Origin of the sequence: Photobacterium obscurum (genome assembly GCF_026191635.1) — a bacterium.
Classification (GTDB): Bacteria; Pseudomonadota; Gammaproteobacteria; order Enterobacterales; family Vibrionaceae; genus Photobacterium; species Photobacterium obscurum.
The window spans coordinates 397829-412337 of record NZ_JAKRRW010000002.1; the positions used below are offsets into that span (position 1 = coordinate 397829).

General features: G+C 43.8%; 15 protein-coding genes. 10 read left to right on the top strand and 5 right to left on the bottom strand.

Going from position 1 to position 14509, the window contains the following annotated elements:
• Positions 1–12: 12 nt before the first annotated feature.
• Both MD588_RS03955 and MD588_RS03960 read right to left on the bottom strand, forming a co-directional pair.
• Positions 13–714: an ABC transporter permease gene (locus MD588_RS03955; RefSeq protein ID WP_265695563.1), complete on the bottom strand. Its 702-nt coding sequence runs from the start codon at positions 712–714 to the stop codon at positions 13–15.
• Positions 715–1527: a substrate-binding domain-containing protein gene (locus MD588_RS03960; RefSeq protein WP_265695565.1), complete on the bottom strand. Its 813-nt coding sequence runs from the start codon at positions 1525–1527 to the stop codon at positions 715–717. It lies immediately after the preceding gene.
• Between the two features lie 265 nt (positions 1528–1792).
• On the opposite strand from MD588_RS03960, the gene MD588_RS03965 reads away from it, so the two are divergent.
• The 3 genes from MD588_RS03965 (at position 1793) to MD588_RS03975 (ending at position 6178) form a co-directional block, all read left to right on the top strand.
• Positions 1793–3280, top strand: coding sequence for a sigma-54-dependent transcriptional regulator (locus MD588_RS03965; RefSeq protein WP_265695566.1), 1488 nt, complete (start codon positions 1793–1795; stop codon positions 3278–3280).
• A gap of 15 nt (positions 3281–3295) precedes the next feature.
• Complete coding sequence (locus tag MD588_RS03970) at positions 3296–5332, top strand: sensor histidine kinase (RefSeq protein ID WP_265695567.1); 2037 nt, start codon at positions 3296–3298, stop codon at positions 5330–5332.
• Positions 5333–5779: 447 nt separating this feature from the next.
• A complete protein-coding gene (locus MD588_RS03975) occupies positions 5780–6178 on the top strand; it encodes a hypothetical protein (protein WP_265695568.1) in 399 nt (132 codons plus the stop codon).
• On the opposite strand, the gene MD588_RS03980 is transcribed toward MD588_RS03975, so the two are convergent.
• Positions 6138–7340 (bottom strand): transglycosylase SLT domain-containing protein, encoded by a 1203-nt coding sequence (locus MD588_RS03980; protein ID WP_265695570.1) that lies wholly within the window; start codon positions 7338–7340, stop codon positions 6138–6140. The genes MD588_RS03975 and MD588_RS03980 overlap by 41 nt on opposite strands.
• Before the next feature lie 273 nt (positions 7341–7613).
• Between MD588_RS03980 and MD588_RS03985 the strand changes: the two genes are divergently transcribed.
• The 5 genes from MD588_RS03985 (at position 7614) to MD588_RS04005 (ending at position 11111) form a co-directional block, all read left to right on the top strand.
• The gene (locus MD588_RS03985) at positions 7614–8135 is read left to right on the top strand and encodes a lecithin retinol acyltransferase family protein (RefSeq protein WP_265695571.1); all 522 of its coding nucleotides are present in this window, start codon (positions 7614–7616) and stop codon (positions 8133–8135) included.
• A 109-nt stretch (positions 8136–8244) separates the two neighbouring features.
• Positions 8245–8526 (top strand): polyhydroxyalkanoic acid system family protein, encoded by a 282-nt coding sequence (locus MD588_RS03990; protein ID WP_265695573.1) that lies wholly within the window; start codon positions 8245–8247, stop codon positions 8524–8526.
• A gap of 309 nt (positions 8527–8835) precedes the next feature.
• Entirely contained in the window at positions 8836–9438 is a 603-nt protein-coding gene (locus MD588_RS03995; protein WP_265695574.1) for a phasin-related domain-containing protein, read from the top strand.
• Between the two features lie 87 nt (positions 9439–9525).
• Positions 9526–9885, top strand: coding sequence for a phasin-related domain-containing protein (locus MD588_RS04000; protein ID WP_265695575.1), 360 nt, complete (start codon positions 9526–9528; stop codon positions 9883–9885).
• A 338-nt stretch (positions 9886–10223) separates the two neighbouring features.
• Positions 10224–11111 (top strand): alpha/beta hydrolase, encoded by an 888-nt coding sequence (locus MD588_RS04005; RefSeq protein ID WP_265695576.1) that lies wholly within the window; start codon positions 10224–10226, stop codon positions 11109–11111.
• 134 nt (positions 11112–11245) lie between these two features.
• On the opposite strand, the gene pbpG is transcribed toward MD588_RS04005, so the two are convergent.
• Complete coding sequence (pbpG, locus tag MD588_RS04010; RefSeq protein WP_265695577.1) at positions 11246–12157, bottom strand: D-alanyl-D-alanine endopeptidase; 912 nt, start codon at positions 12155–12157, stop codon at positions 11246–11248.
• A 235-nt stretch (positions 12158–12392) separates the two neighbouring features.
• Between pbpG and MD588_RS04015 the strand changes: the two genes are divergently transcribed.
• On the top strand, positions 12393–12752 hold the full coding sequence (locus MD588_RS04015) for an MmcQ/YjbR family DNA-binding protein (protein ID WP_265695633.1): 360 nt from the start codon (positions 12393–12395) through the stop codon (positions 12750–12752).
• Positions 12753–12943: 191 nt separating this feature from the next.
• Positions 12944–14134 (top strand): phosphatidylserine decarboxylase, encoded by a 1191-nt coding sequence (locus MD588_RS04020; protein WP_265695579.1) that lies wholly within the window; start codon positions 12944–12946, stop codon positions 14132–14134.
• Between the two features lie 2 nt (positions 14135–14136).
• On the opposite strand, the gene MD588_RS04025 is transcribed toward MD588_RS04020, so the two are convergent.
• The gene (locus MD588_RS04025) at positions 14137–14478 is read right to left on the bottom strand and encodes a histidine triad nucleotide-binding protein (protein WP_265695581.1); all 342 of its coding nucleotides are present in this window, start codon (positions 14476–14478) and stop codon (positions 14137–14139) included.
• Positions 14479–14509 lie beyond the last annotated feature (31 nt).

Here is a 14509-nt window from a genome sequence, read left to right on the forward strand (position 1 = left end):
CTGTTCCCCAGCTTAATTGGTTCGCAAGTGGGCTTTGCCACGAGCAACAGATAAAAAGAAGTTTAGACCCAGCGCCAGGATCAATAGCACCATACCTAAAGCAACTCCCTGAGCAAAGGCACCTTTAGAGCTTTCCAGGGCAATTGCCGTCGGTATGTTGCGAGTTGAATTCAAAATATTGCCGCCAACCATCATAGAACAACCCACTTCGGTGATAATTCGGCTAAATGCGGCGATAACAGCGGCAAACAGCGGGAACCGACTCTCCCACATCAGGCTGATAAACGCTCGCGGCAGGCTAGCACCCAAGGTTAGCGAGGTTTCCCATGCTCGGCGGTCACTGTTTTGGAAAGCTGCATGCATCATAGAGACAAGGATCGGCAGGCAGATGAGGATTTGGCCGATGACCATCGCCCGCTGGGTAAACAGCATTTTCCAGTCGCCGAGGGGGCCTGCCCGGGAGAGTAACATATAGAGCAGTAAGCCAATAACCACTGTGGGTATTGACTGGAATGTATTAAACAGAGAGAGGAGCAGCCATCGCCCGGGGAATTTGCCATAGGCGAGGAAAAAACCGATCAACAAAGCTGGCAACAGTACAATACTGATAGCCAGCAATGAGACGGTGAACGAAACAGCAACAATCCCCCATAAATTGGAGTCGCCGCTCAGCAAAAGCTGAACGGCTTGTTGTGTGGTTTGCCAAATATCCATTTATTGAGTGATAGCATCCGCGACAAAAAGCTGTTCGCCGTGTCGCTGGTAGTTATTGATCATTGCTTGTGCCTTCGGATTCACTAGCCAGTCGCTGAATGACTTCGCGCCTTGGTAGTTGATATCAGGGTAGCGGCTAGGGTTAACCAAAATAACCTGGTATGGGTTGAATAGGCGTTTGTCACCCTGAACCATAATTTTCAGGTCTAGCTTGTTCTGGTAGGCAAGCCAAGTACCACGGTCAGTCATGGTATAAGCCTGAAGCTCAGAAGCCATGTTTAGTGTTGGGCCCATACCTTGGCCAACGGCTTTATAACCACCAAAGTTTGGTTCGATGCTTGTTTGAGCCCAAAGGTTTAGCTCTTTCTTATGGGTGCCGGAGTCATCGCCGCGAGAAACAAAGGTCGCATTATATGAGGCTATGTCAGTCAATGCTTTTGCAACATCCTTTTTGCCAGAGATTTTGGCAGGATCAGATTCAGGGCCTACAACCACAAAGTCATTGTGCATCAGCTTACGTGGTAGTACCCCATAGCCTTTTTCTACGAAGTTGGCTTCAGCTTTGGGAGCGTGCGTCATCACCAGGTCAACATCACCATTTTGTCCCATACGTAGTGATTTACCGGTACCAGCAGCCAGTACCTCGACACTGTAACCGGTGTCTTTTTTGAATTCTGGCAGAAGGTAGTCCAGCAAGCCTGAATGGTAGGTACTGGTCGTTGTCGCAAGGCGGATTGTCATATCTTCCGCAGCGTGAATAGCGCTGGCAGAGGCGAGGGAAAGAATAACAAGTGTCGCTTTTAATAATTTCATAGGTCTTCCTGACGTAATGTCATTAGAGTTGATACGCAAATAAAGCTGCCGAAGGCAAACTATTCTGCAGGACTTAAGCAAATCAGGTGCCAAGTTGTCAGAGATTGTGAGGTTAACGTAAAAAAGGGCTGCAACTAAATGATTAAAAACAATTTTCGTGATCGTAAAAGCAAATAAATTCAAATTTATCTTAAACAATTTTGACATCAACAATAAGGGTGGGACAAAATGTCGCATTAACTAACCTTAGTCAAATTATCTATTTATGTCTGAATTAGCGGCTTCTTCTTGGTCTGCGGTATCGGTGCTCGTTGTTGATGATGAACCGGGTATGCGAGCCATCCTTAAAAAAGCATTGAGTAAAAAGTTTGCCCAAGTGGATACGGCCGACAGTATTGAAGAAGCAGAAGAGCTTCGCAAGCGCTGTCATTTCGATCTGTTGATAGTGGATATCAATCTACCGGGTCGTTCTGGCATTGAATGGCATGAGGCGTTTGATCCATCAACTCGGCGGAGTGATGTGATCTTCATGACCGGCTATGCGGATTTAGACACGGCAATCAAAGCCCTGCGTGCCGGAGCGTCTGATTTTATCCTGAAGCCGTTTAACCTTGACCAGATGATGCAGTCGGTAAGCCGATGTATTGAGCGTCGTTTGGTCGAACGACAGAATTTTGCCCTGCAGCGTGATGTTGAGCGAACTTATCCGGTCGATATTATCGGAGATGCCCAACGTACACTGATGATGAAAAAGATGATCGCGCAGGTCGCGCCTTCATTGGCTGCCGTTCTCGTTGAAGGGGAGTCTGGTACGGGTAAAGAACTGGTTGCCCGTGCTTTGCACCAGTTAAGTAAGCGCAGTGGGCCGTTTGTACCATTGAACTGTGGTGCAATAGCCCCGGATCTTCTGGAAAGTGAATTGTTTGGCCACGTCTCCGGCGCCTTTACTGGTGCTAAGAAAGGTCGGGAAGGTCTGTTCCGCGTGGCTAATAACGGTACTTTGTTCTTGGATGAAATTGGTGAAATGCCACTCTCTATGCAGTCTTCGTTGCTGCGGGCATTGGAGCAGAAGGCGATTCGTCCGGTCGGGGCCGAGCGAGAGGTGCAGGTGGATGTCCGTATTGTGGCGGCAACCAACCGTAACTTGAAGCAAGAAGTCGAAGAAGGCCGGTTCCGCCGTGATTTGTATTACCGTTTGAATGTACTGACCATTGAACTTCCGTCATTGCGTGACCGGTTGGAAGATATCCCAGCACTGGCGCATCACTTTACCCAGCAACTTGCCAAAGACTTAGGGGTAAAACCTGTTAGTTGGATGCACGAAGATATTCAGTCGATGCAGGCTTACGACTGGCCGGGCAATATCCGTGAGTTGCGCAATATGATGGAACGTTGCCTGCTGTTAGGCAAGCCACCGGCAGAGTACTGGCGCGAATTGTCCGGAGATACTGCGCCACAAATGGGGGTGAATATGCAAGAAGAGGTTGTCCCTCATCTTGCTGAAGCTCCAGCCTTGGAAACCAGTGGATCTCCGGAACTGAGTGGAGAAAAACCGTGTAAATGCATAGATCTTGAAGGTCAAGATACATTCTGTTATCCAACAGACTGGACATTAAAAGAAGTCGAAAAAGCACATATTATGCAGGTGGTGGATTCAAATGAAGGAAACAAATCTGCGGCAGCAAGACAATTAGGAGTGGCGCGTAAGACACTGGAGCGCAAGTACAAAGAGTGGACAGACGAGAGCGCTTAGTAGGAGACACATACAATGAAACAGTTCTTGATAATGTGGTTCCGACGGTTTCGTACCATGGTACGCTATCGGTTGCTACTCCTGACTTCGGTACCAATCATTATTACATTGCTGGCACTGATCGCGCTGACAATGTATTGGACCGTGATGTACACCTGGCAAAATGCCCTGAAGAATGTCAGGGCAGATCTGGCGGTCGCTCATCACAGCATGGAGCTGCTGCAGAAAGAGCAGCGTATGCGTTTGATGGCGCTGACCGAATCTTATGATTTTCAGTACTTGCTCAGAAATGATGAGGTCAAGCTCAGTGACTGGGTGCGTCAACAATCGGGCCGCTACGATTTAGATTTTGTTGTTCTTCATCCGGCGTCGGCGCTAGGGGAGTTCTCTAAGGTTAACCGTCGTTTGCTGATGCGAGGCGAAGAGCAGACATTTTTCCAGAAGCTGAATGAAAAAGAGCTTGAAGACTTGCACTTTGATTTGCCGGCACGCGCTCAGATCCCATTACTTAGTGAAGGTGATACTGAATCTAAAGGTTTGGTCAGTCGAAGCTTGATCCCAATTTTCAACGAGCAGAATAAACTGCAGTGGATTGTTGATGGAGGTATGTTACTGAATAACAGTACCTCTCTGGTCGATAGGATCCGGGATCTGGTTTATGCGGCAGATACCTTGCCAGAGGGAAGCATTGGTACCGTTACCTTGTTTATGGATGATATACGAGTTAGTACCAATGTACCGTTAGATAGCGAGCAACTCTATGGCAGGGCAATTGGCACCCGTGTCTCTGAGGAGGTACATCAGGCCGTATTGCGAAAAGGCCAAACATGGGTTGATCGGGCTTATGTCTATGATGACTGGTATGTTTCTGCCTATGAGCCTCTGAAGGATCATGACGGTAGGATTATTGGCATGCTCTATACAGGTTATTTGGAGTGGCCGCTGATCAGAATTTATCTAACCAACATTATTGAACTTGGTGTAGGGATCATCTGTGTGTTGTTGATTTCTGGCATTGTTGTCTACCGTGGAGCTAGGGATCTATTTAGGCCGATAGAAAAAATGCATCATGTTGTTAAAGCCATACAGATAGGTATTGATCGTCGAATAGGTTCGCTGGAATTGACTCCTAATCATGAGCTGGAAATATTGGGGCGTCAGTTTGATAGTATGCTGGATCAGCTCCATCAGCGAAATGAAGTGATTAAGCAAGCTTCAGTTGAACTCGAAGATAAGGTAGAAGCACGAACCCGAAGTCTGCATGAAAAAACTGAAGAGCTTGAACAGCACATAAGATTATTGAATCAAGCGAGAAGTAAACTGGTTACCAGTGAAAAACTGGCGGCGTTGGGAGAATTGACCGCTGGTATTGCGCATGAGATCAACAATCCAACCGCTGTTATCTTGGGGAATGTAGAGCTATTGCAATTTGAATTGGGTGAGGATACTGCACGGGTTAAAGAAGAGCTTGAAGCTATTCACCAGCAAATTGACAGGATCCGCAATATCACTCGCAGTTTATTGCAGTACAGCAGGCAAGGTGGTGTTCAGGATGAGGTGACCTGGCAACATCTTAACCCTATTGTCGAAGAATCTCTGACCTTGGTTCGTTCGGGAACAAAGAAACATGCTATTCAGTTCGATGTTTGTCTGGAAGCGAAGTGCTGTGTTGAGGTCAACCGCCATCAATTGTTGCAAGTACTGGTCAACCTGCAGATGAACGGCGTGCACGCCATGGACGATACCGGGTTGCTAACGGTCAAAACAGAAGATTGGTTGAACGAAGAAGGAACAGCGATAGGGGCTATTGTTCATATTACCGACCATGGTTGTGGTATCAGCAAGGACGTCTTGCAACGGATCTTTAATCCATTTTTCACGACACGGCGGAGTGGGACGGGGCTGGGCCTTTCAGTAAGCCAGGGCATTATTAACGAGATTGGTGGTGAAATCTGTGTGCAGTCTATGCCGGGGAAAGGATCGACATTTTCTGTGTATTTGCCGGAGAAAGCCTCAATAAACAATGGATTGGAACTGGCCTTTGAAGACTAGGGTCTAGACAATTCTTAGAGTTAAAGTGAAAATCTTGTCTCTAACACCATAAATGAACAAAGGCATGAGTATGATTCATGCCTTTTTTATAGGTGGTAATAAGAACTGAATGTAAGATTTTCCATCTCAATATCCCCTTAGTGATCTTTTATCACATCATGAATAATCCGATGATCATGAATACACATGCAATCAATGTGGTTCGACGAATAATGCCCATCTGGGTTGGAATTATCATTTCAGTATGCTGCATAGAAAGACCTTCTGTGGCTAATAAAGTAAGGCGTTACCTTATAAACTGAGTATAGAACAGATACCATATCGGATAGTGAATAAAGGTAAAATTTGTCTCATGTGCAAGATGGATTCTTAAAATCAGTAATAAAATAACTCTTAACTATTTTGTTGCACCTATAATAAAAGAAAGCAAAAAAAATGGTGGTGGTTATGAAGGTTGCTATTTTGTCTGTAGGTGTCGTTCTCCAATGTATTGCTTTATATATAGCCTTCTATAGTAGTATTTCAGGGAATATTTATCTGGCAACACTTATTTCGGTTGCCGCAATATGTTGTTTAATCACCATACGTAGTATTTTTGCCCCTGTGTGTTTACTTGCTGGGATTTTAGTTGGGTTATCCCTATCCCATAACGAGGCCGATTTGCAATTATTAACACAATTGGAGAAAAATATTCAGGCTGCAGTGCGTGCAGATTTTATTAAAGCACCAGAAGGTGATTGGGGTTCTTCTGGGGAATTGAAATACTCTGTTGTCGTGGATGATGCGCTTGCCGCTGAGAGCCAAATTAGCGCACCGGAATCCGTAATTGTTGTCCAGCAAAAATAATTGATCCGGATAAGTTATTAGCATTTTTTATAAGTGAGACAGTTGTGTTATTCAGATAAGCAAGTTCACTGAGGGTTTCTCCTGGTTGGATATGGTGGATGGTAAACTGTTTTTCAACATAGTCAGAACTGGTTATATATTCATAGAGTACTTCTTTTGTGTTTGTGGGGACTAGTATTCTGTTTTCTCGACTATGAAATGTATAACCATTGATATATCCTGGATTTAAGCTATATAACTCATCATTTGATAACCCGGCATGGTTCGCGAGAAGTTTTAGTTTTACTCGATGATTAATTATAATTTCAGTGAGAACAGGTTCTGGTTTTATATATGTAAGCGATAAGTTATAGTCATAGCGATGTTTGACTAAATCGGCTATTGCCAGTAGCTTAGGGACATACTGACGTGTTTCTTCGGGAAGCTGCAGTGACCAGAAATCAATAGGCTTACCTTTTGCTTTGTTTTCTTTTATAGCATTTCTGACCCGTCCTTCGCCGCTATTATAAGCGGCAATGGCATGTAACCAGTTACCCTTGAATTTTTTATAAAGGTAGGCTAGAAAGTCTAGTGCCGCATCTGTTGAAGCAATAATATCACGACGTCCGTCATAACCCTTTAAGTATTTTAATCCGAATGCTTTACCTGTAGGAATGGTGAACTGCCATAGTCCAGAAGCTCCCTGATTTGAGTGTGCTAACGGATCAAAAGAGCTTTCAATAAAAGGGAGAAGGACAAGCTCAGCTGGCATTTTACGATGCTTAACTTTCTGATGAATATAATACAAAAAGTTTTCTGCTCTTGAGGTGACGGTAGCAATATGGAAAGAGTCGCTTAAATACCTGTTTTTATAATGATTAACTCTTTTATTATTAGGCACAGGCATTGATAATGATTGTCCAATAATATCCCAGAGGTCTAGAGCTTTAGGCTTTGAGTTTTTGGTATTAACACTATTAATAGATTCTTCACCCCCCCTAGCGGAAATATCCCTCCCTTTGTATGTGTCTTGCTCAATATTACATTGCTGGTGGATTGTATCTACTGGGATGTCGATGTAAGTCAATTCTTCTACGATAAATTCATCTGAACCTTCGATATGGTTAATCTTTTGGTAACCAGAAATGAAAAATGTAGCCAACAGGATAATTACGTATTTCATCATAAACACTTAAGGACAAAAATCTTCTTATTATTAATGAGACACAATAACTTATTGTGTTAAATGTTATATGTAGCACCATATATATATAGCAGCATGAAAGTTATAATTCGGAGTCATACGGAGGATTTGTGCGTCTATCTAAAAAGTGAAACAGCATCCTCGTAGTTGATTTAAGCGAAATGCGTCTATTTTGTATTAAACTTGAGTTTGATACGGATGACTTTCCTTTGAAACAATTCAGTAGAAAGATGACTGATGGGAGCATGCAAGATGTTAGCGTTTGATCATTCCCCGGGTACGGTATTAAAAATACGATGTAGTACTTATTGGCATTACGGTATTTCTGACGGTGAAGGGGGAGTTGTACATAATTCAAAGAAAAGAAGGCGTGTTCAGCTAGATACCTTAGATGAGTTTGCCGAGGGGCGGGAAATTGTTGTCAGTAGCATTACCAGTGATAAGCCTGAAAGAGCTTATCATTATGCCTGCCAGCAGATAGGTCGGCCTTATAACCTTTTTAGTCAGAATTGTGAGCAGTTTGTGCGCGAAGCGCATGGGTTACCAGTAGAATGCACCCAGTTTCAACAATGCCTCGTGGCATTTGCCGGCAGTTATATCGTATTGAAGGCCGATGCGCCGGTTTTAAAATTTGCAGGTATGGGATTGCTGCTTGGCGCGATGTTATCGCCTTCAGAGCATCGACCTTATAGTCGAGCAGTCAATAGCGCCAGGCTAGTTGTTGGAAGCACGATGTGGCTATCGCATATCCTCAAGAGGATAGCCCTTCTATGAATACGATTGATTACTGACAATAGGATCTTCAGCACAGAAAAAAAAATCTCGTACGAGTATGTTATTAAGAAGTATTCGAGTAAATACACTAAATCGAGCGGGTTTTTTTGTGACTATTTTAATTGAACGTAACCATGACTTTCCCTTAGATGACATCACGGTATTGTCAGAAAAAATTGCAGGGGAACTTGAGCAAGAGTATGGACTAACCTGGGCTTGGCAAGAAAATAAGCTGCTGATTAATCATGCTTCGGCAAGAGGTTTTCTTCATTCACAGGAAGGGAAGATAACAATTGAATTAAGGCTGATGGGGTTTGCTGCAAGTCTTTTTGCCTCTAGCATTGAAAGCCACATTTCAGAACGACTTGATCAGTTGTTACTTACCAATTAATAGTCAATAAATGTTTTGAGAGCCTCTTTATGAGGCTCTTTTTGTTTGCATCCAGCCGATGAATGGAACGGTTCTAACCGCCGCTATTATCTGTTTACAATTGGCCTGTATGGCTCTTGATAGAGCAGATAATGATTCTGTTTGGTATACCGACCAGTGAAATGACCTATTTCCCCAAATTTTGATCCAGCCCACGATAAATCGTTGTTTTAGTAAGACCATTCTAATTGAAAATCATATTCTGTCATTAAGCAGTCAGGCAATACCCACTGGCTGACAAGTTGTCTCAAGAATAAGGAGAGCACACTCATGGGCATCTTTAAACAGACTGCGGAAGAATCTAAAAAAGAGCAGATTCGTGACGCGATGGTCTACAACATCTGGTTAGCTGGTTTGGGCGCTTATGCAAAAAGTGCAGATGAAGTTAATCAACTGTCTGATAAAGGCAAAAGCCTATTTGACGAGTTGATTGAACGTGGTCGCGCTGTGGAGTCAAAAACCAAAGAGCGAGTTCACACAGCACGTAGCCATACATCAGTGGCGATTGAAGAGCGTGTTCACACTATGGTTCAGAAACTTATCGGTATCGATAACGAGCGTCTGGATCGTGTGGATGACAAGATCGATCAGCTAACTTCAAATATCGAAGCATTATTGGAACGTCAGCAAGCAACTAAGCCTGCGGCTAAGAAAGTAGCTGCCAAGCCGGCTACAACACGCGCAAAAAAGCCTAGTGTTGCACGCCGTAAGCCTGTAAAAGCTGCAACACCAGTAGCAAAGGAAGAACCACAGGCAGAGAAGAAACCAGTCTCTGAGCCAGCAAAACCGCAAACCGTGGCAGCTAAACCTGCTGAGCCAAAGCCAGCAGCCGAAGCCAAAACGGTTGATGGGGCGAAGCCAGAAACGGCTTAAGGAACACGCACCGATAACTCACTAATTGTCGGTGCATGCTAACTCTTTTTCTACAATCCAGCGTGATTACGCAGGGGAGATACAATTATGAGCGATAACACAGTAGTTAAAGCGGCAAAAAATGTCGTAGAAAGCGGTGAAGGCGTTGCACGCAACATTTGGCTAGCCGGTTTAGGTCTATATAGCCGTAGCCTAGAAGAAGCGCAGCAACTAAACGAAAAAACTAACCAGGTATTCGACGAGCTAGTTGAGCGTGGTAAAGAAGTTGAAATTGAAGCGAAAGAATGCATTGGTAAAAATGCAGAAAAAGCCACTGATGAAGTAGAAGCAGGTATGAATGATCTGTTCTACCGCTTGAGTGGTGTAGACCGCGAAAAGTTAGAGCGTATGGACGAGAAAATCGACAAGCTAACTGTAGCGGTTGAGAAATTGGCAGAAGCAGAGTAACTGCCAATGCAGGGTTACCATCAATAAGCCAGCCAGACGATAATGTAACCCTGTTAGGCATTACTGCCTCCCAGTCTAAGGTGGTTTTGCCTTTTTAGGGTGCGCGTGGGCCATGCACGCGCACCTTTTTTATTGTATGGTGTAGACATAGTTAAACACTGTTATCTATATTTTTATGCAGAAGTGACTGTAGTTGTTTGAAAAAATCATCAATGTTTTTCTACCATATGTTGACCAAATGGGTTTTTTAATCCTAAATTTGTTACTGGAATGTAATAAAGGTGACTTTTATGGAGAGTTGGCGCAATCGGGCTTTTAACAAGGTGCTGTTCAGAATCATGCGTCAAAGACTTGCGAGTTGTAACTCAACAGTTGAAATGCGTGAATTGATCTCAAGTATTGATAACTACGGTGCATTCATTAGCGCCCCAAAGGGAATGGAAGTTATCCCGACGAAGTTTGCCAATATCTCGTGTGATTGGGTAAACATGCCTCAAAGTAGTGGCAACAAGATTATTCTTTATTTTCATGGTGGTGGTTTCTGCTTCCGCAGCCCTAAAATTCATGGGGCATTTCTCGCCCGCCTCGCAAATGCAGCAAAATCCCGCGGCTTGATGGTAAATTACAGCCTGGCCCCCGAAAATCCTTACCCTAAGGCTCCTGATGAGTGTTTTGCGGTTTATCGTGCCTTATTGATGCATGGGTACCTTCCACATCAGATAGTGTTTGCAGGGGACTCTGCTGGCGGAAATTTAGTTCTGACTACGTTGCTTAGGCTTAGGAATGCCAATCTTCCATTACCTGCTGGTGCGATAATGATGTCGCCGGTGTCAGATATGGCTGTTACGGGAGAATCGGCATTTACTAAGTGTAAGGATGATCCTTTCTTTGACTTAAGTACCCTGTTGCTTATGCGAAATAATTATATCGGAAATCATAATCCTTGCGATCCGGATATTTCGCCTTACTACGCAAAGCACCACGATTTACCTCCGGTATTTATCACGGCAGGTACGGAAGAGTTGCTGATGGATGATTCAATTCGATTAGCCGAGAGGATTGGCGAATCTGGTGGTGATGTCTCCATTAATGTTGTGAAAGGTGTGCCACATGTGTATCCGCTGTTTTATCAGCTGAGTGAAGCCAGAGACGCGACCAAGCTGATGGCCAACTTTATCTTGGAAAGGTATAAAGAAGCGAAGTCTATTCAGAAAAAAGCGAGCTAGCAATAGGCGAGAAGCCAGCAAACAATTAAACGTTCTTTACTGGGAAAGAACGCTTAAGTTAGGGATGGAAGTGACAAAGCCTAATGGATGTTGGCTATGTATGTTTCACGACGTGATCAGCGTGCTGTGGCTCGCTATTTCGTCAGCTCTGTCAGTTTGCTTTTTTGGTAGTGCTTGGCTGAATCCGAGATTTTTCCACTTTGACCGGTTTGAATCCATTTTTTTATGCGCCCCGCATCTCCTACTGGGGTTAGCTTGCCATAGGCGTCGAGCATAACCATTAACAGCTCCTTACCTTCGATATTTGCTACCATAGCAAGGCAGTAGCCTGCAATATCCAGGTATCCCGTCTTACTTAATCCAACACTCCATTTCTTACCACGGGCCAGAGCATTGGTATTGGTGTATCCAAGCTTGTACTTAGGCTTCTTAAAATAGGCTGTATGCACTGGTGTTGTGCTGTATTTTCGAATTTCAGGGTATTGATAGGCAGCTTTCACCATTTTAGTGATGTCAGCAGCGGTCGACACGTTGTCAGGACTAAGCCCGGAACTGTCAACAAATAGAGTGTCATTCATACCAAGCGACTGGGCTTTACTATTCATGGCCTCGACAAAAGCGGTATAGCCTCCAGGATAGTTGTCGGCGAGTGCTGCAGAGGCTAAGTTTTCAGAAGACATCAAGGCGATGTGGATAGCTTCGCCACGGCTAAGTTGGGAAGCCATTCTTATGCGCGAATAGCCGTTGTAAATACGCTCTTTATCCGTTTTATCAAAGGTGATCTTCTCTTTAAGGGATAAATCCGCATCAAGAACGACCATAGCCGTCATTAGCTTAGTAATTGATGCTATCGGCATCACGACATCAGAGTTTTTCTTGAAAAGGGTTTTACCCGAACTTAAATCTGTCACATAGGTGCTGACAGAGGCGGTTTCAATCTTGTTTGGGTCAAGATTGTCAGGGTAAGCCTGAGCGGTGTTAGCTTTAGCAACAGCAAGGGGGCTGGTGCACATTAAAGTCAAAATGAGTAATAAGGTTCTGCCCAAAATGGCTCCTTGGCGGTGTCTTACATAAATCATCGGGCGGCTATAGTTCCTTTAATTGCGAAATGGTGCAAGTCAAGGTTGTGTAAAACAAGCCTAGCCCACAGAAATTAGTCACAACGGGGAGGGGAAGGATGAATGCGTTTTGTACTTATCTCATTTTAGACAAGCAAATCATTTTCAATTTATAAAATTTGTTAGTGTAGATAGCGAACGTTTTTAAAGGTAGGGAGGAAGGATCGTGCAGCAGCAGAAACTGGAAGCGTATCTCAATCAATTTACAGGATCGGAAGGTAGTTATCCTTTTGGACCCGAAGCACTGGTATTTAAGGTGAAGGGTAAGATGTTTGCGCTGGTGGCGGAACATCAAGGCGTTATAAAAGTCACATACAAATGCCAACCCGCTGATGGTGAAGTGTTAGTTAGCCAGTTTGAGGGAATTATCCCTGGTTACCATATGAACAAACGTCATTGGATCACCGTGTCATTAAGTAGCGATGTTAATGAGGCGATGTTGCTCGATTTGGCAGATAAGTCCTACCAGTTGGTTGTCAGTAAGCTTCGAAAAGTTGAACGTGAGGAGCTGGCGCTGCTGTAGAGGGAGCTTTTTCGTTATTGTTGAGTTATCCGTTAAATGAACTATACGCATATGCCGATATTATTGCCTACTATGAAAGGGGTGACTAGTTCAGTTATCACTCATGGGTTGAATCGAAAATGCCATATAACTAACCTGGATTTGAAATATAACGGTAAAACCTGACGGGAGAAAGTGAGGAAGGCTCAGCCATGACAAGAGACGAAATGTTATTGTTTGAAAAGAAACCATTGTGTCCGATTGTTGAGGAGTTAAAAGGGATTTTTGAAAGTTCTTTGGAGGCTCAAGGAGCATTCAAGGAAGCTATTGATAGTATTAAGGATTTCCCAGATGAGCCACCACTAAAGCCCAAGAAGAATATCTGGTCAGAAAAAGATTACATGGACTATTGTTATTACTTCAATAATTGGTTTCATTTTTTAGCTACGCCATCAAAAGTTGGGCTTGGCTTTATTATGCATTTCACTGAATTTTATTATAACAATGAAAAGGCATCTTATTTTCTCAATACATTTAAAATAAATGACGAGCCGGTTATTTATGACTGGACTGTCAAGTTTATTATGGCTCGCGGAAAATTCATGGATACGCCGAGTACTGAAGTGCAAGAGGCCATAGCGGAATGGGTTAATGATCCTGCAACGCATATTGAAGACTTCAGGGTGCCCGGCGGAGGATACCGGACATTTAACGAGTTCTTTACTCGAGAGCTCAAACCCGGTGCAAGACCCGTTTCCTCAGCAGAAGATGATGCTGTGATTGTTGCACCTGCCGATTGTGAATTAAATATGATTGATTCGGCTCTTACAGGTGAGACTGTCATCGAGACAAAAGGTCACAATAAGCTAAATGTAAAACAATTACTTAATGGTTATTATAGCTGGGACCGTTTTATTGGCGGGACAGCTCTCTCGTGCGTATTACTGCCTTCGGACTACCATCATTACCACTCCCCAGTTACCGGAAAACTAGTTCACTATGAAGAGGCTGGTAAGGTCTATTTTGGCTTAGAAGAGGCGCCATCTTGGTTTCATAATGGAAACGTTGGTGCTAGTGATGCTGATTTTAGTGTCTTTGAGCAGTTTCACCGCGCTATTTTTATATTTCAAACCGAAAGATTTGGTCAGGTGGCGATGGTTGCTGTCGGCTTAAATACTATCAGTAAGATAGGCGCAGACATGAGTTCGATAAACACAGCGAATAAATACAAAAAAATCGATGACCAGAATCCGTTGCTTGTATACAAGGGTGAACAGCTTGGACACTTCAAATACGGCGGCTCATTAAATATTCTCCTTTTTGAGCCTGGCGTTTTTAAGGGTGTCAAAGTCCATCAAGGTCAGAGAATTGGCACCCTGAGTAAGCCAGCAACATTATTTTAATTTTAGCCCGGAGGCCATTGCATTCTGCGGCCACCAAGTAAATGCAGATGTATATGAAAAACAGCCTGACCACCTTGACGGTTGCAGTTCCATACCAGTCGGTAGCCATCATCGGACAGTGACAGATCTTTAGCCAACTTTGTTGCAGTTAATATCATATGGCTGATAAGTGCGTTGTTGGCTGTGTCCAATTCGTTGATTGTAGCGATGTGCTGGTGGGGGATGATGAGTATATGCGTTGGCGCTTGGGGATCATTATCGCGGAAGGCGACGATCTGGTCGTCTTCGTAAACCAGGTTTGATGGAATCGCTTTGCTGGCTATTTTACAGAAAATACAGTCCATTGGGATCCTCGCTAGGCTCTGAAACCTTCAG